Source organism: Vibrio gallicus, from assembly GCF_024346875.1.
GTDB lineage: Bacteria > Pseudomonadota > Gammaproteobacteria > Enterobacterales > Vibrionaceae > Vibrio > Vibrio gallicus.
In genome coordinates this window covers 1356940-1376941 of sequence record NZ_AP024871.1, presented here as the reverse complement: position 1 = coordinate 1376941, position 20002 = coordinate 1356940, and the positions used below count along the sequence as shown (strand labels likewise).

General features: G+C 44.0%; 20 protein-coding genes. 13 read left to right on the top strand and 7 right to left on the bottom strand.

From position 1 onward, the window contains the following. Window positions 1–3: 3 nt before the first annotated feature. From cydC to OCU28_RS06330, 6 genes are all read right to left on the bottom strand, one after another. Window positions 4–1731, bottom strand: a complete 1728-nt coding sequence (cydC, locus tag OCU28_RS06355; RefSeq protein ID WP_261815377.1) for a heme ABC transporter ATP-binding protein/permease CydC — start codon at window positions 1729–1731, stop codon at window positions 4–6. Further along, the gene (gene cydD / locus OCU28_RS06350) at window positions 1724–3505 is read right to left on the bottom strand and encodes a heme ABC transporter permease/ATP-binding protein CydD (RefSeq protein ID WP_261815376.1); all 1782 of its coding nucleotides are present in this window, start codon (window positions 3503–3505) and stop codon (window positions 1724–1726) included. The genes cydC and cydD overlap by 8 nt, the downstream gene beginning before the upstream one ends. Before the next feature lie 79 nt (window positions 3506–3584). After that, window positions 3585–4541, bottom strand: coding sequence for a thioredoxin-disulfide reductase (trxB, locus tag OCU28_RS06345; RefSeq protein WP_261815375.1), 957 nt, complete (start codon window positions 4539–4541; stop codon window positions 3585–3587). Window positions 4542–5492: 951 nt separating this feature from the next. Next, complete coding sequence (locus OCU28_RS06340) at window positions 5493–6149, bottom strand: SanA/YdcF family protein (RefSeq protein WP_390623809.1); 657 nt, start codon at window positions 6147–6149, stop codon at window positions 5493–5495. Between the two features lie 136 nt (window positions 6150–6285). Further along, window positions 6286–7974 (bottom strand): NAD-dependent malic enzyme, encoded by a 1689-nt coding sequence (locus OCU28_RS06335; protein WP_261815374.1) that lies wholly within the window; start codon window positions 7972–7974, stop codon window positions 6286–6288. 254 nt (window positions 7975–8228) lie between these two features. After that, window positions 8229–8699, bottom strand: coding sequence for an META domain-containing protein (locus tag OCU28_RS06330; RefSeq protein WP_261815373.1), 471 nt, complete (start codon window positions 8697–8699; stop codon window positions 8229–8231). 194 nt (window positions 8700–8893) lie between these two features. Between OCU28_RS06330 and OCU28_RS06325 the strand changes: the two genes are divergently transcribed. The 13 genes from OCU28_RS06325 to OCU28_RS06265 all read left to right on the top strand — a co-directional run bounded on the left by OCU28_RS06325 (window position 8894) and on the right by OCU28_RS06265 (window position 19368). After that, window positions 8894–9145 (top strand): DUF1289 domain-containing protein, encoded by a 252-nt coding sequence (locus OCU28_RS06325; protein ID WP_261815372.1) that lies wholly within the window; start codon window positions 8894–8896, stop codon window positions 9143–9145. Window positions 9146–9309: 164 nt separating this feature from the next. Next, a complete protein-coding gene (locus tag OCU28_RS06320) occupies window positions 9310–11148 on the top strand; it encodes an ABC transporter ATP-binding protein (protein WP_261815371.1) in 1839 nt (612 codons plus the stop codon). Between the two features lie 13 nt (window positions 11149–11161). Beyond that, window positions 11162–12667, top strand: a complete 1506-nt coding sequence (locus OCU28_RS06315) for an ABC transporter substrate-binding protein (protein WP_261815370.1) — start codon at window positions 11162–11164, stop codon at window positions 12665–12667. Between the two features lie 6 nt (window positions 12668–12673). Then, the gene (locus OCU28_RS06310; RefSeq protein ID WP_261815369.1) at window positions 12674–13591 is read left to right on the top strand and encodes an ABC transporter permease; all 918 of its coding nucleotides are present in this window, start codon (window positions 12674–12676) and stop codon (window positions 13589–13591) included. Between the two features lie 5 nt (window positions 13592–13596). Next, the gene (locus OCU28_RS06305) at window positions 13597–14451 is read left to right on the top strand and encodes an ABC transporter permease (RefSeq protein ID WP_261815368.1); all 855 of its coding nucleotides are present in this window, start codon (window positions 13597–13599) and stop codon (window positions 14449–14451) included. Between the two features lie 9 nt (window positions 14452–14460). Further along, on the top strand, window positions 14461–15633 hold the full coding sequence (iadA, locus tag OCU28_RS06300; RefSeq protein WP_261815367.1) for a beta-aspartyl-peptidase: 1173 nt from the start codon (window positions 14461–14463) through the stop codon (window positions 15631–15633). Between the two features lie 202 nt (window positions 15634–15835). Next, the gene (locus tag OCU28_RS06295) at window positions 15836–16279 is read left to right on the top strand and encodes a YtoQ family protein (protein ID WP_261815366.1); all 444 of its coding nucleotides are present in this window, start codon (window positions 15836–15838) and stop codon (window positions 16277–16279) included. A gap of 74 nt (window positions 16280–16353) precedes the next feature. Further along, window positions 16354–16785 carry a hypothetical protein gene (locus tag OCU28_RS06290; RefSeq protein ID WP_261815365.1) on the top strand — a complete coding sequence of 144 codons (432 nt, stop codon included), beginning with the start codon at window positions 16354–16356 and terminating at the stop codon, window positions 16783–16785. Continuing rightward, on the top strand, window positions 16772–17254 hold the full coding sequence (locus tag OCU28_RS06285; protein ID WP_261815364.1) for a GNAT family N-acetyltransferase: 483 nt from the start codon (window positions 16772–16774) through the stop codon (window positions 17252–17254). Before OCU28_RS06290 ends, OCU28_RS06285 begins: the two co-directional genes overlap by 14 nt. Window positions 17255–17324: 70 nt before the next feature. Beyond that, window positions 17325–17594 (top strand): hypothetical protein, encoded by a 270-nt coding sequence (locus OCU28_RS06280; protein ID WP_261815363.1) that lies wholly within the window; start codon window positions 17325–17327, stop codon window positions 17592–17594. 62 nt (window positions 17595–17656) lie between these two features. Next, a complete protein-coding gene (locus OCU28_RS06275) occupies window positions 17657–17923 on the top strand; it encodes a dihydrofolate reductase family protein (protein ID WP_261815362.1) in 267 nt (88 codons plus the stop codon). 151 nt (window positions 17924–18074) lie between these two features. Beyond that, window positions 18075–18323: a DUF3297 family protein gene (locus OCU28_RS06270; RefSeq protein WP_261815361.1), complete on the top strand. Its 249-nt coding sequence runs from the start codon at window positions 18075–18077 to the stop codon at window positions 18321–18323. 277 nt (window positions 18324–18600) lie between these two features. Next, on the top strand, window positions 18601–19368 hold the full coding sequence (locus OCU28_RS06265) for a ribonuclease H family protein (protein ID WP_261815360.1): 768 nt from the start codon (window positions 18601–18603) through the stop codon (window positions 19366–19368). A gap of 153 nt (window positions 19369–19521) precedes the next feature. Here the strand turns inward: OCU28_RS06265 and rplY are convergent, their stop codons facing one another. After that, window positions 19522–19800 (bottom strand): 50S ribosomal protein L25, encoded by a 279-nt coding sequence (rplY, locus tag OCU28_RS06260; RefSeq protein ID WP_261815359.1) that lies wholly within the window; start codon window positions 19798–19800, stop codon window positions 19522–19524. Between the last annotated feature and the right edge of the window lie 202 nt (window positions 19801–20002).

Sequence of the window (20002 nt, the reverse complement as noted above, 5' to 3'; positions counted from 1 at the left end):
ATATTAGGTAAGGGATTGATGTAATTGATAGTAGCGCTGCTTTTGTTGTAAAAGTTTGCGGTGATTTCCCTGCTCGGCAATCTCACCTTGCTCTAGAACCACAATATGATCCATCTTTTCTAACCCAACTAAGCGATGAGTGACAAACAACACCGTTTTATGCTGATAATGGGCCTCTAAAAGCTCAATAATTTGCGCCTCGGTATTCTTGTCTAGTCCTTCAGTTGGCTCATCGAGCAGTAGGATAGGGGCATTGTGTAATAAGCCTCTTGCAATACCAATCCTACGGCGTTCCCCCCCAGAGAGCTGACGACCACCTTCACCGAGCCACTGATCGAGTGCTTGTTTTTCAAGTAGATGTCCAAGACCTACATTGACAAGAGTCGTGCTTAGTTGCTTATCATCAGCAGTGTCATCCGCAATTAGCAGGTTGTCGCGTAAGGTACCATTTAAGATATCAACTCGCTGACTAACCACAGAAATAAGGGTGCGAAGTTGCGCCTCATCAAAGCTTGCAATTGGTCTACCACCAATCAATACCTCACCGTTGAGGGTATCCCAAAAGCGATTCAACAATTGTAATAGAGTCGATTTTCCGCTACCCGTTTTGCCCAGTATTGCAACCTTGCTGCCTCCTGAGATATTGAGTGACAGCTGAGTGATAACTCGCTTTTTACCATCGTAGGCGAAATCAACCTGCTTGAAGTCGATGGCAGGGGCGGGATCAATAGCCAGCGGTTGGCTGCGCTGTGGAAAAGTAACTTCAGGCTCGGCGGCAATGATCTCATTTAATCGTCTGGCTGAAGAGAGCGTCTGTCCAAGGTATTGAAATGCACCTGCAATAGGCATTAATAACTCGACACTTGCTAATGTTGCAAATACGACAAGCGCAATCATAGGGCTTGGCTGTGAGCCACCAATTCCGTCTGCTGAAAGCCATAAGATGAGGAGTAATGTAAATCCGTTAGCGAGTAATAGTAAGCTATTGGCTAATCCGCTGATGTGAGCATTAACGGCTTGGTTTTTCATTAACGCAAATTGGGCATCATAGATTTTTTGTCGGTAGCGATTTTCAGCCCCAAATAATAACAGTTCACTATGACCCGATATCCAGTCTAGCGCACGAATACGTAGCTGTGCGCGGTGGACGGTTAAACGCTCGCCGTTATGTTTACCCAATTTATAAAAGATAATTGGCCAGCTTAACACCAAAAATAGCAGTATGCCGGCTAGGGTTAGACCCACTGTTGGGTCAAACAACGCAATAAAACCGCCGAGGCAGAGAATCCCCAATACGCTTAAAATAACCGGACTAATTAGGCGAAGGTAGACGTGATCCATTGCTGAAACGTCGGCCACTAAGCGGTTAAGCAGGTCTGCATCTCTGAGATTTGCTACTCGCCCTGGCATTAAAGGGGTTAGTTTTTCAAAGAAGAATACGCGTAAGTCGGTTAATAGCTTAAAGGTCGCATTGTGTGAAACAACGCGTTCACCCCAGCGTCCAGCGGTACGCCCCATTGCCAGTCCGCGTACACCACCACCTGGCAGCATATAGTTAAAGGTTTCTCGCGCTATGGTTAAGCCTGCTACGGCTGCAGCAGAAAGAAACCAACCGGAGAGTGTCAACAGTCCGATTGAAGCAAATAGGGTGAGGAACCCAAGTAACATCCCAAGAGATAACCCAAACCAATGCTTTTTATACAGTTTTAGATAAGGCAATAAATCACGCATCGAGGTCACCTCCAGTTGAGCCTTGGTGTTGTAACATGGAGTGGAAGGTTCCATGGTCCTTGATTTGGTTAAAGTGCCCTTGCTGGGTAATTTGACCACTTTCTAATACTAGGATCTGATCCACTTGTTGCAGGTTATGCAGTTGATGGGTAACCATCAATGTGGTTTGTGAGGCGAGTACTTTTTCAAGGCTTTGATTAATAAGCTTTTCACTTTCAGCATCTAGGCTTGCAGTAGGTTCGTCTAAAATCCACAAGCGACCTTGTTGCAATATTGCCCTAGCTAAAGCGACGCGCTGCGCCTGACCTACGGACAAACCACCAGAGCGGTCAGAGATAGGGTAGTCTAGGCCAAGGTGCTGAATAAATTCATCAGCGTGGGCTTCGGAAATAGCGGTATCAATCTGCTGTTGAGTCAGTGCCTGTTGAGAGAGATTCAGGTTATCTAAAATCGAGCCATGTACCAGCAATGGGTTTTGCCCAACCCAGCTAATGCAGCGTCGATAACTGTCCATTTGCAACTGCTTTAATTCAATGCCATTGACGGTTAGTTGTCCCTGATAGGGAAGAAACCCCAACAAGGCATTTACGAGTGAGGTTTTACCAGCGCCACTTGGACCCACTAATGCAGTCTTGGTATTTGAATTTAAGGCAAAGCTGATAGGTCCGACCAATACAGTGCCATCAGGGGTGCTAACGATAAGGTCTTTAGCGACGATATTGAATGCCTTATCAGTATTTAGGGTTTTAACCTCTGAGGTTGTGCTTTTCTGTTCTATTTCAGGCGTATTTAGAAAATCAACAATGCTTTCGGCAGCGCCAACTGCTTGCTGCTTAGCATGGTAGAAGGTACCGAGGTCACGTAACGGTTGATAGAATTCAGGTGCCAGAATCAGAATAAATAAGCCGGTAAACAGAGTGACAGGCACGCCATAATGGCCAAAATTCAGCTCTCCAATAAAGCTAAACCCAAAGTAGACAGCCGTTAAAGCAATCGAAATAGAGGTGAAAAACTCAAGGATTGCTGATGATAAAAATGCAATCTTCAATACTCCCATAGTTCGTTCACGAAACACTTCAGACGCCACATGCATATGTTCTTTCTCAGCTTTAGCGCGGTCAAATAAACGAATGGTAGTCATTGCTTGCAGGCGATCGTAAAAATGGCCAGAAAGTCTTTGCAGTGCCTTAAAGTTTTTGCGGTTTGCTTCGGCTGCTTTTTTACCAACCAATGCCATAAAAAATGGGATCAGTGGCGCAGTTACTAAGAAGATGATGCCGCTGACCCAGTTTAACGGGAACACCACTACTAAAATGATCAGAGGCACAATGGCTGAGAGTGACATCTGCGGCAGATACTTGGCGTAAAAGTCCTGCATTTCCTCTACTTGCTCAATCAGCATAGTGCCCCATGCACCGGCCGATTTCCCCTTAATATGGGCAGGCCCTAAACGGTGCATCTTGTCGACAATCAGAGCTCTAATATAGGTTCTGATCTGTTCGCCACTGCGGTAGCCACAAATTTCCCGAGCCCAAGCTAAAGCACTGCGCAGTATAATTGTGATGCCTAACCCGACAAAGCAAGGGATCAATACCTCTTTATTTTGATGCTCTATAATCAAGCTATGCAATGTGTGAGCGATAAGCCAAGCCTGTGCAATTAACACTACTGCTGACGCCACACCGGCAAGGATTGATAGGGTCAACCAACGTTTTGCTAGTTTACTTTGCGACTTTAGCCACTTGCCTAAGTCTCTCTGGGTTTGCTTATCCATGAAAGTTGGGTTCTTTTGGGAATGAAACGATGAAAAGAGGCTCAGTATATAACGATTCTGAGCCTTTAAAGGTGAGAAGTTAGTTCTCTAATTCGTCAAGAAAGCGTTCAGCGTCTAATGCGGCCATACAACCAGTACCCGCAGAGGTGATTGCTTGGCGGTATTGATTATCCATAACATCGCCTGCTGCGAACACTCCGGCGACGCTCGTTTGGGTGGCATTACCATTTAAGCCTGAATTCACCACAATATAGTCGTGGTTCATTTCAAGTTGTTGTTTGAAGATTGCAGTATTTGGCTGATGCCCAATCGCAATAAATGCACCCATAACGTCAATGGTTTCAACTTGATTGCTGTCGGTGTGTTGTAATTTTACACCGGTAACACCCATTTCATCGCCTACAACCTCTTGTAAGGTACGGTCGGTATGTAAGATGATATTGCCACTTTCAACCTTGTCCATCAGACGTTTAATGAGTATTTTTTCGGCGCGAAAACTATCACGACGGTGAACAAGGTGCACTTTAGAGGCGATATTTGATAGGTATAGTGCTTCTTCAACGGCGGTATTTCCTCCGCCAACAACAGCAACCTCTTGATTACGGTAGAAAAATCCATCGCAGGTTGCACAGGCTGATACACCACGCCCTTTAAACGCTTCTTCTGATTCTAGACCAAGGTACTTTGCCGAAGCGCCAGTGGCGATAATGAGCGCGTCACAGGTAAACTCTTGGCTATCACCAATAAGGCGATAAGGACGAGAAGAAAGATCCACTTCATTTATGTGGTCAAAGATGATCTCTGTTTCAAATTTCTCGGCATGGGCTTGCATGCGTTCCATCAAAGATGGACCCGTAAGGTCATTGGCGTCACCCGGCCAGTTTTCAACCTCTGTAGTCGTGGTTAATTGGCCGCCTTGTTGCATCCCCGTTACGATAACAGGGTTAAGATTGGCGCGCGCTGCGTAGATAGCTGCTGTATAGCCTGCAGGCCCCGAACCCAATATCAAAAGTTTACAGTGTTTCACAGTAGTCATAGTTATCTATCAATAGTTGTTGAGAAAAAGTGTGCCTTGAACGAGAAAGAAGAGCACAGGAATAGTCATCGATTGTAAGTAATTTAACCTCTAAATTAAAGTCATGTAGGGAAGATGGTTAAATTATCGTTAAAACAAAGAGTTAGTGAGGTGGGTGACAAAGCAACCTGCCTCTATCTAGTTGATTACATCAACAGCATCACGATGATAACGCTTCTCATTTTATATGTTAAGTCCATGACCAGAAATAGTTGCTCTAACGCTACCATCTTGGCATGTCAGCCCCATAATCGTCATCTCCGCGCAGGCGGGGATCTGTAGTCTCTCGAATTCAATATCAAGCAGTTACATTCATTAAAACCCGCGCCACCACAGACCCCGGCTCAAAAGACTACCGGGGTGACTGGTGTTGGATTCAGGGATATTGAGCCTACGGAGAAATGGGCTACCCACCGAACCACCGCTACATCGATACATCGAATCACAGATTCACCGATACATCGCCACGCCCCAACCCCGTCGCCCCCGCGAAGGCGGGGATCTGTAGTCTCTCGAATTCAATATCAAGCAGTTACACACATTAAAACCCGCGCCACCACAGACCCCGGCTCAAAAGACTACCGAGGTGACGGGTGTTGAGAGTGAAGGGATATTGAGCCTACGGAGAAATGGGCTACCCACCGAACCACCGCTACATCGATACATCGATACATCGATACATCGAATCACAGATTCACCGATACACCCCCACGCCCCAACCCCGTCGTCCCCGCGCAGGCGGGGATCTGTAGTCTCTCGAATTCAATATCAAGCAGTTACATTCATTAAAATCCGCGCCACCACAGACCCCGGCTTAAAAGACTACCGGGGTGACTGGTGTTGGATTCAGGGATATTGAGCCTACGGAGAAATGGGCTACCCACCGAATCACCGCTACATCGATACATCGATTCACCGATTCACCGATTCATCATCACGCCCCTTCACTTCACCCTTACTCTTTGGGAAAACATGCTCAGGCATAATTGGTCCGTAGTTGTATGGTAAGAGTTCAAGGATCGGAACTTGAGGACCCATAAATTTGGGTTGGGTGTTGGTGATATAGAGATCCAACAAGGCTTTTATGCGGGCAAAGACTTCACGTACTCGAACGTTGAACCATGAGGTTGGAGCGGGTGAGGGGACACCTAGGCAGATCGCATCGGTATCGTAGAATTTGGCAATGAATAATGCGCGATCACAGTGGAAGGTTTGGGTGACAATGACAAAATCATCTAAATTAAAGATTTGTTTGGCTCGCACAACCGAATCCAAGGTTCTAAATCCGGCATAATCTAGAAAAATAAGATTGTCTGGGATGCCCGCATTTAACAGGTCGCGCTTCATGGTCCAAGGTTCATTGTAACTGCGATGTGCATTATCACCGCTCAATAGAAACGCTTTTACTTTGCCCTGTTTATATAACTTGATTGCGGCATCTATTCGATAGGTATAGTAAGGGTTGCGAGTGCGGCCTATGTATTTACTCGTACCTAGAACTAACGCAACATCACGAGGTGGGGTGGACTCTACTTGCTGATGGATACGTCCGTGAGCACTGATGCTCATCCAGATATCTACCGAGCTCAGAAAGATGGTAATAGAAAGGAAAATGCCAGTGACTGTGAGTAACAGCCATAGGCAGATCCGATAAATTGAGCGCCAAGCCAACACTTGACGCCATTGGATAGTAAAACGTTTCAAATTAAAATGATGTGCGTTTGTAGCGGCGATAAACCGGTTGCCAGAAATGGCTATCAATCGCTTTCTCAATCGCTTGATCGGTAATTTCTAGCGCCACGCCTTGTTTGATAGCTTGTTTTGCAACAGCGAATGCAATTCTTTTTGATACGCCGTGAATTTCTTCAAGTGGTGGCAGTAGTGGTCCATTCTCACGTTGTGTTAATGGAGAGCACTCTGCTAAAGCGCGACTTGATACCATGAGCATTTCATCAGTAATGCGAGAGGCTGATACAGCTAACACGCCAAGACCGATACCAGGGAATATGTAGCTGTTATTACATTGTGCAATTTCAATACGTTTACCTTGATACACGACAGGTGCAAATGGGCTCCCGGTAGCAACCAGTGCCTGTCCCTTTGTCCATTCAATAATGTCTTTGGGTTCCCCTTCCACGCGACTGGTTGGATTTGATAGCGGGAACACGATTGGGCGATCACAATGCTTATGCATGGTCTCAATAACCTGTTGACTAAAGGTACCGGGTGCACCAGAAACACCAATCAGTACGGTTGGTTTGGCATTTTCGACGACATCAAGTAGTGAATAATCCGCAGAATCAGATTGCCATTCACTCAGGTTATGCAGGGTTTGGGCAAGAGGTTTTTGAAAATCGAGTAGGTTGGACATACCGTCTTGTAGTAGTCCCCAACGATCAACCATATACACCTGAGAGCGAGCTTGTTGTTCGCTCAAACCCTCGGCTTGCATTTGAGCCACAATCGCTTCTGCAATCCCACAACCGGCTGAGCCTGCACCAACAAAGGTAACGCGCTGCTCGGAAAGTTTGCTATTCGCTGCGTGACATGCCGCCATTAAAGAGCCGACCGTTACCGCAGCTGTGCCCTGGATATCGTCATTGAAACAGCAAATACGATCTTTGTAGCGTTGTAAAAGAGGCATTGCATTTTTCTGCGCAAAGTCTTCAAACTGCACCAGAGCATCAGGCCAGCGACGCTGTACCGCTTGAATAAATTCTTCTACAAAATCGTCGTACTCTGCGCCCGTAATACGAGGGTGACGCCACCCCATATACATTGGGTCTGCCAAGCGTTGCGGATTATTAGTGCCGACATCAAGTACGATAGGGAGTGTATAAGCTGGGCTGATACCACCACATGCAGTGTACAGTGATAGTTTACCGATTGGGATCCCCATACCACCAATGCCTTGGTCACCCAAGCCTAAGATTCGTTCACCATCGGTAACAACAATAACCTTAACATTGTGAGTAGAGGCATTATTTAATAGGTCATCAATACGGTCACGGTTTTGATAAGAGATAAATAGACCGCGCCCACGACGGTATATATTAGAGAATTTTTCACATGCCGCGCCGACTGTCGGAGTGTAGATGATTGGCATCATTTCGGTGATGTGATTCTGCACTAAGCGATAAAACAGGGTTTCGTTGGTATCTTGAATATTGCGCAAATAGATATGGCGGTCTAAATCATTATCAAAATTCTGATACTGCTGATAAGCACGTTCAACTTGTTCGGCTATGGTTTCAGTACTTTCAGGAAGTAAGCCCTCAAGGTTAAAACTGGCACGTTCAGCTGCAGTAAATGCGCTTCCTTTATTAAGAAGGGGCGTACTTAATAGCGCAGGGCCTGCGTGAGGGATATACAACGGTCGCTTATCATTTTTCATGGGATCTGATCGTGGGCAGTTTTTATAGTGAGAATGCTGAGCATTGTACGAGAAATACGTAGCAAAATGAATTGGCAAACTCGCATTATTACAGCATATAGACACTAGTGTGTAATTTATAAGCAAAGTGTCAGGGGGATTAAGGAAATGGTATATCGCAATGAAATTAACCATCCTTGGATTGAGCAGGTATAAATGAGTTGGTGAAGCTTAGCTATGCGCCAGCATAGCTAAGTTGATATACGTGAAGGGGCTTAACCTTTCCAATCTGAAAGGGTGAAAGTCAGATTGTGTTGTGAGTTTTGTAACTCTAAGGTTGTAGAGGTTAGAACAACCGTATTCCACTCAGTTAATGCTTTAGAAAATGCCATTTCAGTATCCATTACCTCTGGCGGGCACATTTTCATTGTCATTCCCATCTGTTCTATACGTAATTTGCCATCTTCGAGCTCCGCTTGGCCAAAGAAATTGTTACAGCCTGCCGAACCATTAGCGGTTAGGTTTTCGCCTATTTCTAGAGTAGGAGCGTTGAAGTGTTCCATTACGGTAATGGGTTGACCGTCAATAGCGGTGAGTTGCCAGTGATGGTGTTGCAGATTAACTGGGGTTGCATCCAGTATCTCGGGGCTCGTCTGTTGGGTCAATTGATTACTATTTGAATTATCTTTGCTAGTACAAGCGCTAAGTAGGGCAGCCAAACTTAAAACCACAAATGCTTTATTCATTATTAAACTCCAATATATGCATGTAGGTGCATGGTGATTATTTGAATATAAGCGACTTTTATATGCCTTTTGTCAAAACAGGGTAAATAGATGGCAGATAACACACTTTCATTGTTAAAAGTTAAGATATATTAGCGAGTATAGCTGTGATGAATTAATCTTATATATAGACACCTAACTATAGTGATGTAAACGTGGAGCAACTGGATTTTTTTGATGTACCTAGCCCTTGCATCGGTGTATGTAGCTTAAATGAGCGAGGATACTGTAAGGGATGCATGCGCAAGCGTGAAGAGCGCTTCAATTGGCAGACATTAACCTCAGCTCAGAAACAGCACATTATTCGTCTATGTCGCCAACGATATCGTCGTTATCATGCAAAAAACACAACTCAATCAACTAATGACAAAAAAAGTTCTGAGAACCCTCAATCGTCACTTTTCTAAGCAATAGCATTTTCCCCGAAACACCCTTGAATTAACTTGCATAAATCGTGTCAATATTTTCCTTTCAGCCGCATGAAAAGTAAGTTTGCACGAATCTATATTCAACTTTGTGACGAACTTCTTTATTTTGATGTCATCGATAGAAGAAGTTTGGGCAAAGGAATATGAGTCAATTACTGGAAATAAACGGCCTCAACGTCGCTTTTAACACCATGCAAGGTGAGAAAAAGGTGCTTCATAATGTGAGCATTGACGTCAGCAAAAATGAAATTTTGGCTGTTGTCGGTGAATCCGGCTCAGGTAAATCCGTGATGAGTAAGGCTATTATGGGCCTACTTGGAAATAAAGCTTCAAAATCTGGCCAGATATTTTTGCATGACAGTAAGCTAAGTTCGGATGCCTTAGAGATGGTGTCTTTAAGCCGTCAGCAAGCTCAACAAATCCGTGGCGATGAAATATCAATGATATTCCAAGACCCAATGACTTCTCTCAATCCATTAATGACCGTGGGCATGCAGATTGCTGAAGCGGTTCAAATCCACCAAAAAACAACCAAAGCTGAAGCGTTAGAAGAAGCAGGCCGTATGTTAGATTTGGTGCGAGTACCTTCTGGTCGCCAAGTTCTTAATGTTTACCCGCACCAGTTATCGGGTGGTATGCGTCAGCGCGTCATGATTGCAATGGCACTCGCATGTAAACCAAAATTACTCATTGCTGATGAACCTACCACCGCGCTAGATGTAACCATACAAGCTCAAATTCTTGGCCTTATCCGAGAGCTACAAGCCGAGCTTGGCATGGGCGTGATTTTCATTACCCATGATATGGGTGTGGTACATGAGGTCGCGGATCGCGTGGCAGTGATGTATCACGGTGATATCGTGGAAACTGGGGATTTGAATCAAATCTTCCACTCTCCAGCACACCCTTATACCAAGGCGCTATTAAAGGCTGCGCCTAAATTAGGGTCAATGCGTGGTAAAGATGTGCCCCACAGCTTCCCTGTGCTGAGCATGGAAGAGGAATTAAAGGGAAATACAACTGAGGTTGAGATCCCAGGCAAGCCTGTCGAGTACTCTCAAGAGCCCTTGATTACGGTTGAAAACCTGCATGTGATATTCCCGCGTAAGCACAATTTCTTTGGTCGCGTTACTCATCAGGTACATGCGGTTAATGATGTGAGCTTCAAGTTATGGCACGGCGAAACATTAGGTATTGTTGGCGAATCTGGCTCAGGTAAATCAACCATAGGTAATGCGATATTGGGGCTTCTTTCTGAGGCGTCAGGTGATATTCGCTATAAGAATATTGACCTGTTGAACCCTACTTCAGCGCAGAGAAAACTGGTTAAACGAGAGATTTCTTTTATTTTTCAAGACCCTTTAGCGTCACTAAACCCGCAGATGACTATTGGTGAAAGCGTTGAAGAACCGTTCATCATACATGCTCCAGAAATGACCAAGCAACAGCGTGAAGAACAAGCCAAGGCGTTATTGCAAAAAGTGGGTATCCAGCCAGATCTTTACTCTCATTATCCACATGAATTTTCAGGCGGCATGCTACAACGGGTGAATATCGCTCGCGCATTAACTACCCAGCCAAAGGTCATCGTAGCCGATGAATCTGTTTCAGCACTCGATGTATCGGTTCAAGCGACAGTGCTAAACCTTATGTTAGAGCTACAGAAAGAATTTGGTATTGCATTTATCTTTATTTCTCATGATATGGCCGTTATTGAACGAGTCTGTCATCGGGTTGCGGTATTGACTAAGGGGCAGTTGGTTGAAATTGGTCATCGTGCCGAGGTATTTGAAAATACCCAACACGACTATACAAGAAAGCTGCTTGCTGCCATCCCATCGATTGATGCACAGCGAGATGCCCCTAAGCAATTTCAATTGCTTACCGACGATATTCCAGATCCAGTTTACCCAGTAGGGCAGAAACCAAAACCTGTTCAATTGGTAAAACACTCACCAACTCATTTTTCAGCACATGAATAACAAAGGAATGAAAATGAACACAACTAAGAAGACCTTAGTGCTAGCCGTAGCACTTGGTTTGAGTGCGAATGTTTATGCAGCTCAAGATAAAGTAGTCGTTGCATCATATTCAACGGTACAAACACTAAACCCACATAATGCCGGCGTGACGCTTGATATGAGCATCGCAAACGCCATTTATGATGGCTTATTCAAGTTTGACCAAAATATGCAGGTTCAGCCTAATTTGGCGACAGGTTACGAAGTTCGTGATAACGGTAAAACCTACATCATTAATCTTCATCAAGGTGTTAAGTTCACCGATGGTACTGCATTTAACGCAGAAGCTGTGAAATTCAACTTTGAAAACGAAATTGACAAAAAACAACGTCGTTCTTCTTTGTTGTCTAATGTTGAGAGCTTTAAAGTTCTGTCAGAATACTCTTTGGAAGTGAAGCTTAAATCACCTTCAAACACCTTTATTAACAATATTACTCACCCAAGCCAAGGCATGATCAGTCCTACGGCAATTAAAAAGTATGGCGATGATATTAAAGCGCACCCAGTGGGTACGGGTCGTTTTGTACTTAATAAATGGATTCGTGGCTCAAAAATTACAATGGATGCCAACCCGAACTACTGGGGCACGCCAGTGAAAGTTGCACACCTAGAGTTCCGTGCTGTACCAGAAGCGGGTTCTCGCCTAGCTATGCTTAAGAGTGGTCAAGCTCAAGTAATGCTACAACTTCCAAATACAATGAAACCTGCGGTAATGGGCGATAAGAAGCTAGATGCAGTTGCGTCACCTTCAATCATTGCACGTTACTATGCACTAAACACCCAGAACAAGATTCTAGCTAACGCCGACGTTCGTCGTGCATTGAACTATGCAATCAATAAGTCTGCACTGAAAAAGGTTGTTTACGGTGGCGATGCAGGAACTCTAGAGTCAGTAGTACCTTCGAAAATTGAGACCTTTAAGGCTCAAACCCCTTACAAATACAACGTTGCAAAAGCAAAAGAGTTGCTAGCTAAAGCGGGTTATCCAAATGGCTTTGAAGCCACTATTTGGGCGAAAAACTCGACTACCAGCATGCGCTCAGCTGAATTTGTTCAGCAACAACTGCACGAAATTGGTGTAAAAACAACTATCGTGCCTCGTGATGTTGCGAGCCACTACTCTGCGGGTGACGGCATCAATAATGATGGTAACCCACCAGTTATCTTTGATTCAGGCTGGTCTTCTTCATCAGGTACTGTTGACTGGGCTATTCGTCCACTATTCGGTTCAGAAGGTACTTCTAACTACAGTGCTTACCACAACGCTAAGGTTGATCAATGGTTAGTTGATGGTCAGAAAACCCTTGACCCTGTAGAGAAAGCAACTATCTACCAAAACGTACAGTCTACCATTTGGAATGATGCTGCCGGTCTATGGACTACAGTTGATACCCAACTTTGGGCTAAGTCTAAAAATCTTGAGGGTATCACTATGCTACCTGATGGTTCACTGTCTGTTACTGACGTTCGTTACGAGTAATAAAAAATGTCGCAGTATATTGTAAAACGACTCCTAGGCATGATTGGCGTGATGTTTGTCATCGCGATCATTGCATTTTTGTTCGTTCACATGTTACCTGGCGACCCTGCGAAAATGATTGCTGGCTTAGATGCCAGCAGTCAAGACGTTGCAGCGGTACGTCACCAGTTAGGTTTAGACCTACCACTAATAGTTCAGTTTCAACACTTTGTGGTTCACCTAGTTCATCTAGATCTTGGTAAATCAATGGTCAATGGCGATTCGGTATTTGACCTTATTGTTGGCCGTTACAAGGTCACTGCTACTTTAGCCTTGGTCTCTTTATGGTTTATTCCTGTAGGTATTATCCTAGGTGTTATTGCCGCTGTATATCAATCTAAACTACCAGATCGCTTAAGCATGATCCTTGCTGTATCGGGGATTTCTGTACCGGACTTCTGGTTGGGTTTGATTTTGATTCAAATCTTTGCGGTTAAGCTTGGTTGGTTTAACCCTACAGGGTTTGAAGGGCTGAGAGACCTCGTTCTACCATCTTTGACTTTGGGTATGGTAGGGACCGCAATTATTGCTCGTTTCTCTCGCTCAGCGTTCTTAGATGTTTTGTCAGAAAACTACATTCAAACCGCACGAGCAAAAGGCTTGATGGAAACCCGTGTTTTATTTAGGCACGCTTTTCGTAATGCGATGCTGCCAATTATTACGGTAATTGGTTTGCAGATTGGTTTTGTATTGAGCGGCTCTATTGTTGTTGAAAGCATCTTTGGTTTACCAGCACTTGGCTCATTTTTAATCGACAGCGTAAACGCGCGTGATTATCCCGTAGTACAGGCGCTGTTAATTCTGTATTCGTTCCACTTTGTACTTATTAACTTTATCGTTGATGTATTGTACTCGGTGGTGAACCCTCAAATTAAGATGAAGTAGGTCATATGAGCTCAAAAACTCTATCTCCAATGGCGATGTTTCTGATTCGCTTTAAACGAGAGAAAACAGCGATTGCGGCGCTTTGTATCCTACTTATTATGGTAGCGATGGCTATCTTAGCCCCACTGTTTTTGCATTACACGGCAACGGATGTAGATTACAACAATATCTTGTCGACGCCTTCATGGTCGCATTGGGCTGGGACCGATCTTTATGGTCGAGATAACTTTGCTCGCCTTGTATATGGTGCGCGCATTTCACTATCGGTTGGCTTTGTGTCAGTGACTATCGGTGTTATTGCAGGGTCATTCTTTGGGGTGATTGCGGGTTACTATGGCGGTATTTTAGATGCCATCATCATGCGCGTTGCGGATGTGTTATTCGCGTTTCCGAGCTTTTTGCTAGCGATTGGTATTGTTGCTGTGTTAGGTGGCGGTATTATCAATGTAATCATCGCTATCGCTATATTTAGTACTCCGATGTTTGCTCGTATTGTTCGTTCACAAACGCTATCAGTGTTGAACTCTCAATATGTAAGAGCAGCTAAAACTATGGGGGCAAGTAATGCCCGTATTATGTTTAAACATATTATTCCGTCTACGGTTAGTAGTGTTTTGGTTTACTTTACGATGCGTGTTGGTACCTCGGTATTGACGGCAGCAAGCTTAAGTTTCTTAGGCCTTGGTGCGCAACCACCCTCACCAGAATGGGGGGCAATGCTAGCTTCTAGCCGTGATTTTATGGCAGTAGATGGCTATATGTACCTGACATTATTCCCAGGTTTGTGCATCTTCTTAACTGTGCTTTCATGCAACATCCTAGGCGATGGCATTCGTTCGGCACTCGATCCAAAGAATTAAGGGAAACCCATGCAAGTATTAATAAAAAACGGTGATGTTTTCGCTCCGCAATCTCTTGGCAAAAAAGATGTGCTGTGCGCTGGTGGCAAAATTATTGCCATTCAAGACAATATCGATGCTGCATCTTTGGTTGGTGAATATCAAGTTATTGACGCGACCGGTAAAAACGTCGTGCCAGGCTTTGTGGACACCCATCAGCACTTTATTGGCGGCGGCGGTGAGGGTGGTTTTGCTACTCGAACTCCAGAGCTGAAGCTGACCGATCAAACCCTAAACGGCGTAACAACCGCATTAGGTTTATTGGGGACGGACGATTTATCTCGCCACGTTGAGAGCCTGTTAGCTAAAGCGATTGGCTTTCGTGACGAGGGTATCAGCACCTATATCATTACTGGTTCGTACTTCCTGCCTTCACCAACTATTACCGACTCGGTAATGAAAGACATTGCGTTTATTGAGCCGGTGATCGGTGTAAAACTTGCAGTTTCTGACCATCGTGGTCCTTACGTGACTAATGAAAACCTAGCGCATTTGGTTTCTCAGGTACGTAATTCCGCATTGGTATCCGGTAAAGCGGGTATTATTACTGTTCATGCTGGCGCGGGTAAAAAAGGTTTGTCTCAGCTTCTAGAAGTGCTTGATGATAGCGACTATCAAGCTGAACGCTTTGTTCCGACGCACATTAACCGTGAAGATGTATGGGGACAGGCAGTAGAGCTTGCTAAGCGTGGCGCCACTATTGACGGTACCGCAGTTTCTGAAGAGGCTCTTCAGTCAGGCCGTAAACAGCTGTCATGTGCAGAAGCGACCAAGCTTTCTATCGAGCTAGGCATTAAAGATAACTTTACCTTTAGTTCCGACGCTGGCGGCTCATTGCCGAAGTGGAATGCTGACCGTACTCGTATCGTTGGTATGGGAGTCGGTACACCAAGCTCACTACTTGAGGAAATCAAACGTGGTGTGAACCAGTTTGAGCTTAGCTTAAGCGATATCCTTGCTCCAGTTACAAAAAATGCAGCTAAACAATTAGGTTTAGAGACATTTAAAGGGCAGGTGGCTGTTGGTTTTGATGCTGATATTGTATTGCTAGGTTCTCAAGACCTTGACCTAACACACACCATAGCGAAAGGGCGTGTAATGGTTGCTGACGGCGAAGCTATCGTTAAAGGCACCTTTGAGTAACGGCATTTAGAACGTTTCAAATGAAAAAACTCGATACCGCTAATTAGCGGCATCGAGTTTTTTTTTGGGTATTGGATCATGATATGTTAGCTCATCTTGTGTAATGTTAGCATAAACCCCTTTAATTATCATTAACTTAGATATTAATCGCTGGAAGGCTTTCGATTAATATGGGGTAATAATCGAGAATAAGTAGGTAAGCATGAAGCTAAAAATATACTTGTCAGGCGAAATCCATTCAGACTGGCGTGAGCAGATAGTTAAAGGCTGTGAAGAGAAAAACATTAATGCTTGTTTTACCTCAGCGGTTACCGATCACGAGAAAAGTGATGCCGCAGGCGATTGTCTTGGGAGTGAGCAACAACAATATTGGCGCGACCATAAATCAGCCAAGGTAAATTCCATTCGAATTCAAACTGCCATTAAGGCATGTGACTTAGCTATCATTCGCTTTGGAGACAAATATAAACAGTGGAATGCTGCTTTTGATGCTGGATTCTGCGCAGCTCTTGGTAAACCTTACATCACACTCCATGATGAAAACTTGGTTCACGCACTAAAAGAGGTTGATGCATCTGCGCAAGCTTGGGCAACTACACCACAGCAAATTGTTGAGTTAATAGCCTATACAATCTCCGGCGAATAGGTAAAGAGGCATGTGAAATATCCCCCTAAGGTACTAGTATTTAGACATCTAACTAACGCCAAAGGATGAGATAGATGCTAGCAAGAACCAATGAGTATTTTCTGCGAGGTGTCGCGGTAGCGTTTCTGGTAAAAATTGTAGCGACCAGCTGGATTATGTCAGAGAAAGAAAACGTCATTACCATATTGCTTGTGGCTTCGATTATTTTGGCTTGCCAGTGTGTGGCCGCTGTGTTTTTTCATTCGCTAGCGATCAAAGTAGGCGGTAATGGCTTTGATTTAGATAAAAAATGGCTTACTGGCGCTGCGGGAGTTCTCTCAGTGCATAGTGCAACCTTCTTTGATGAGTTAGAGATTATTCAGAGCTTAAATCCAGTGCTACACATTCTAGTTGGAATAGGATTCGTATCATCTATCGCTTTTTTGGTAACTTATAATGGGTCAGGCTCTAAACATTCAAATAAGGCGCCATGTGAAAAACATAAGGAAGTAGATGATAGTAATTGAAAAGCTTAACAAATCGCATCACAAAGCAGTGTTAGCGATTCAGCTTTCTGAGCAAGATGTGAGATTTGCTTCCACGCCCCATGCCTTTGTCACCGATACCACACGCTCGATTGAGAAGTTTGTAATTAGAGTCAGCAGTGACATTGTCGGATTTTTTAAGTTAGATCTGGGGTATGCGCAGCACTACAACTTTTGTTCTAAAGCGAGTTGTGGCTTAAGGACACTGGCATTAGATACTCGACACCAAGCAAAGGGCTTGGGTGCTCAGTTCATGAAAACCCTACCTAGCTACTTAGCTGAGCATTACTCAGGGTTTGAATTTATTTACTTAACTGTAAATTGTAAAAACCTTGCCGCTAAGGTTTGTTATCAAAAAGGAGGCTTTGATGATACAGGTAAATTGTATCTAGGAGGCCCTTCTGGCCCACAACATATCATGCGCATAAACATACCATTGCGGCCAGCGTAGCCGTTGGGCATGATGAATAGATGCTGTGAGAAGAGCCTCTAATGCGCAAAAACTTCTTCATGTAGTGCTTTTGAATCATCAACGACAAGAGATAATATCCAAGTATATGAAATGCTCAGTATTTATTGCAACGAGTGCCGATGGTTACATTGCGGACCAAAGTGGTGGTTTAGATTGGCTTCATACGTCAGGTAACCATAGTGCTGATATGAGTGAAAACCCTGACATGGGATTTGCTGAGTATATAAACTCGGTCGATTGTATGATCATGGGTCGTAAATGTATGGAAACCATTGCTAGTTTAATCTTACGCCAGAGCAGTGACCCTATGGTGATATAAAGATATATATCTTAAGTCACAGCGTTAAAACGGTGCCAGAAAGCCTTTTGGGACGAGTTGATATGTATGCGGGGAATGTGTCAGATTTAGTTGCTCAACTTGCACTAGGTGGTTATAGACATGCCTATATCGATGGTGGCTCTACAATTACCTCATTTCTAAATCAACAGCTCGTCAATGAAATCACCATAACAAGAGTCCCTGTTATTTTAGGTGGGGGAGTCCCCTTATTTGGTGAACTACGAAAGAGGGTCTCTTTACGACACGCTTTTACGAGTGTCTTTCCCAACGATTATATTCAAACCAAGTATGTTATAGGGTATGCATAACCCGTTTTTATAAAAAACTTGAAACCTCCTCTGCTTGCACTTTGCTTGCCGAGCTCGGCCAAATCGAAGGGGTTAGGGTGGCGAGAATGGTTGAGGTTAGGTGGTTAGTTGTCTAAAATGCGTTACTCAATATCTATTTCAGGCTAAAACTATGAGCGACACCAAATCAAGACCAGAATTACCCGATCATCTATCTGGTAACCCACGTAGCCCACATCATGTTGCTGAGTGTTTTGAGCACCATATTGGTATTCGTCTTAACGGCAAAGAGCGCACAGATGTTGAAGAATATTGCATCAGCGAAAAATGGGTTAAAATACCATCTCCAAAAGCAAAAGACCGCTGGGGACAGCCAATACTAATCACCTTAAAGGGTGAAGTGGAAGCTTACTATAAGTAATTAGCTATAAAGGCTAATTACCGTTAATGCATAGAGTGAGAGCCTTTACTTTATGCATTTTCTCTTTCCAATACAGATTCCCTTCATACTAAATCTCGTTATCGAACATTATTAGAATCCTCCCAGCGTGGTTAGGATTAACCTTAATATATGTCACCTTGACCTTACTAACCCCGCAATAAAGTGGATAGCTATGCATTGCAATTTGGCACAATAGGTAAGGTAATAGCGTTATAGCGCGTTATGTGTATTTGGATAAATCAGCTTAGGAGGTTGTGTGGCTAAAAAGTATTATGTCGTCTGGAAAGGGCGTGAAACGGGTGTTTTCACCACCTGGCCAAAATGTAAGTCATTAGTCGATGGCTTCGCCGGCGCTCGATATAAATCATTCCCAACCCTTGCAGAAGCCGAGTCTGCCTTTGGGGGTAAATCGACGGGCGCTCACTCAGCTGAAGTTAAACCAATTTCCAAAAATGCCCGTAAAGTAAAACCAGCCCCTCTTTCCCAAGCGCAAATTGATGCGATGGAATTTGAGATGAAGATCTTCACAGACGGAGCGTGTGACCCCAATCCAGGTGAAGCCGGAACAGGTTTAGCTCTCTATGAAAATAATGAGCTAACGGAACTTTGGTATGGTTTATATCAAGGGCTCGGTACGAATAATACTGCTGAACTCAATGGCTTATATCAGTCCCTTATATTAGCCAAACAAAAAATCGCGTTAGGGCATTCTGTTGCTATTTTCTGTGACTCCAAGTACTCAATCGACTGTATTACCAAATGGGCTGCAGGTTGGGAGAAAAAAGGTTGGGTTAAATCTGGTGGTGAAATCAAGAACCTAGATATTATCAAGCCTGCATATGCTTTGTATCAGCAAATAGCGTCGAAAATCACCGTGTATCATGTTAATGGGCACGTAGGTATCGAGGGTAATGAATTAGCAGATAGGATGTCTATTGTGGCTATTGAATCCGCAGAACAGAATCTATCGCGCTATTTAGATATTACGGATATCCCTGCAATATTAGCTTTGCGCACAGGTTGAGGAACATATAATTAACAACAAGCAGAAACGGTGAAAGCCCGATTGTTGGTAGCAATCGGGCTTTCTAATTTTTAAGAATCTACAGTTGGTAAGACTGAGTTCTTTATATGCAAAAGATCTGGATATAATCCGAATTAATTCCTTGGTAGGGAATTAGATGCGGATGAAGTCCATGTGTTCAACTTTTGGCTTGAACGCGTGACGTTGAACGTCTTGTGGCTTAACCTTAACTTCTGCGCCATCGATCACTAGAGTGATGCCTTCGTAGAATTCTGGTTTGTCCATTTGGTTAATCACGTCAGAGTGAACTAGCGCGATAGATACTGGTGCAGCTTCGCCACCGTAAATGATTGCAGGGAATTGACCAGTAAGACGTAGGCGGCGGCTCGCACCCTTACCTAGCTCAGTACGTACTATTGCTTCAAATTTCATAGTATTTACTCTCAAATTAGTAAAAAAAGAATTATCGTGGCTTAGCGACCTAGCCATCGATATTAAATCACCTTATATAAACAATAAAGTGAGCGCGGATACTATCATTGAATAACACTATGAGCAATAGAGATAAGGGGCTGTGGGCAAATTATGTTAGCTTTTAATCCATGTTTACTGAAATAATAACTATCGCCACTGT

Excerpts from the sequence above, each read along its gene's own strand:
- cydC (WP_261815377.1), bottom strand. The coding sequence starts at position 1,731 with ATGCGTGATTTATTGCCTTATCTAAAACTGTATAAAAAGCATTGGTTT.
- cydD (WP_261815376.1), bottom strand. The coding sequence starts at position 3,505 with ATGGATAAGCAAACCCAGAGAGACTTAGGCAAGTGGCTAAAGTCGCAA.
- trxB (WP_261815375.1), bottom strand. The coding sequence starts at position 4,541 with ATGACTACTGTGAAACACTGTAAACTTTTGATATTGGGTTCGGGGCCT.
- OCU28_RS06340 (WP_390623809.1), bottom strand. The coding sequence starts at position 6,149 with ATGAGCATCAGTGCTCACGGACGTATCCATCAGCAAGTAGAGTCCACC.
- OCU28_RS06335 (WP_261815374.1), bottom strand. The coding sequence starts at position 7,974 with ATGAAAAATGATAAGCGACCGTTGTATATCCCTCACGCAGGCCCTGCG.
- OCU28_RS06330 (WP_261815373.1), bottom strand. The coding sequence starts at position 8,699 with ATGAATAAAGCATTTGTGGTTTTAAGTTTGGCTGCCCTACTTAGCGCT.
- OCU28_RS06320 (WP_261815371.1), top strand. The coding sequence starts at position 9,310 with ATGAGTCAATTACTGGAAATAAACGGCCTCAACGTCGCTTTTAACACC.
- OCU28_RS06315 (WP_261815370.1), top strand. The coding sequence starts at position 11,162 with ATGAACACAACTAAGAAGACCTTAGTGCTAGCCGTAGCACTTGGTTTG.
- OCU28_RS06310 (WP_261815369.1), top strand. The coding sequence starts at position 12,674 with ATGTCGCAGTATATTGTAAAACGACTCCTAGGCATGATTGGCGTGATG.
- OCU28_RS06305 (WP_261815368.1), top strand. The coding sequence starts at position 13,597 with ATGAGCTCAAAAACTCTATCTCCAATGGCGATGTTTCTGATTCGCTTT.
- iadA (WP_261815367.1), top strand. The coding sequence starts at position 14,461 with ATGCAAGTATTAATAAAAAACGGTGATGTTTTCGCTCCGCAATCTCTT.
- OCU28_RS06295 (WP_261815366.1), top strand. The coding sequence starts at position 15,836 with ATGAAGCTAAAAATATACTTGTCAGGCGAAATCCATTCAGACTGGCGT.
- OCU28_RS06290 (WP_261815365.1), top strand. The coding sequence starts at position 16,354 with ATGCTAGCAAGAACCAATGAGTATTTTCTGCGAGGTGTCGCGGTAGCG.
- OCU28_RS06285 (WP_261815364.1), top strand. The coding sequence starts at position 16,772 with ATGATAGTAATTGAAAAGCTTAACAAATCGCATCACAAAGCAGTGTTA.
- OCU28_RS06275 (WP_261815362.1), top strand. The coding sequence starts at position 17,657 with ATGTATGCGGGGAATGTGTCAGATTTAGTTGCTCAACTTGCACTAGGT.
- OCU28_RS06270 (WP_261815361.1), top strand. The coding sequence starts at position 18,075 with ATGAGCGACACCAAATCAAGACCAGAATTACCCGATCATCTATCTGGT.
- rplY (WP_261815359.1), bottom strand. The coding sequence starts at position 19,800 with ATGAAATTTGAAGCAATAGTACGTACTGAGCTAGGTAAGGGTGCGAGC.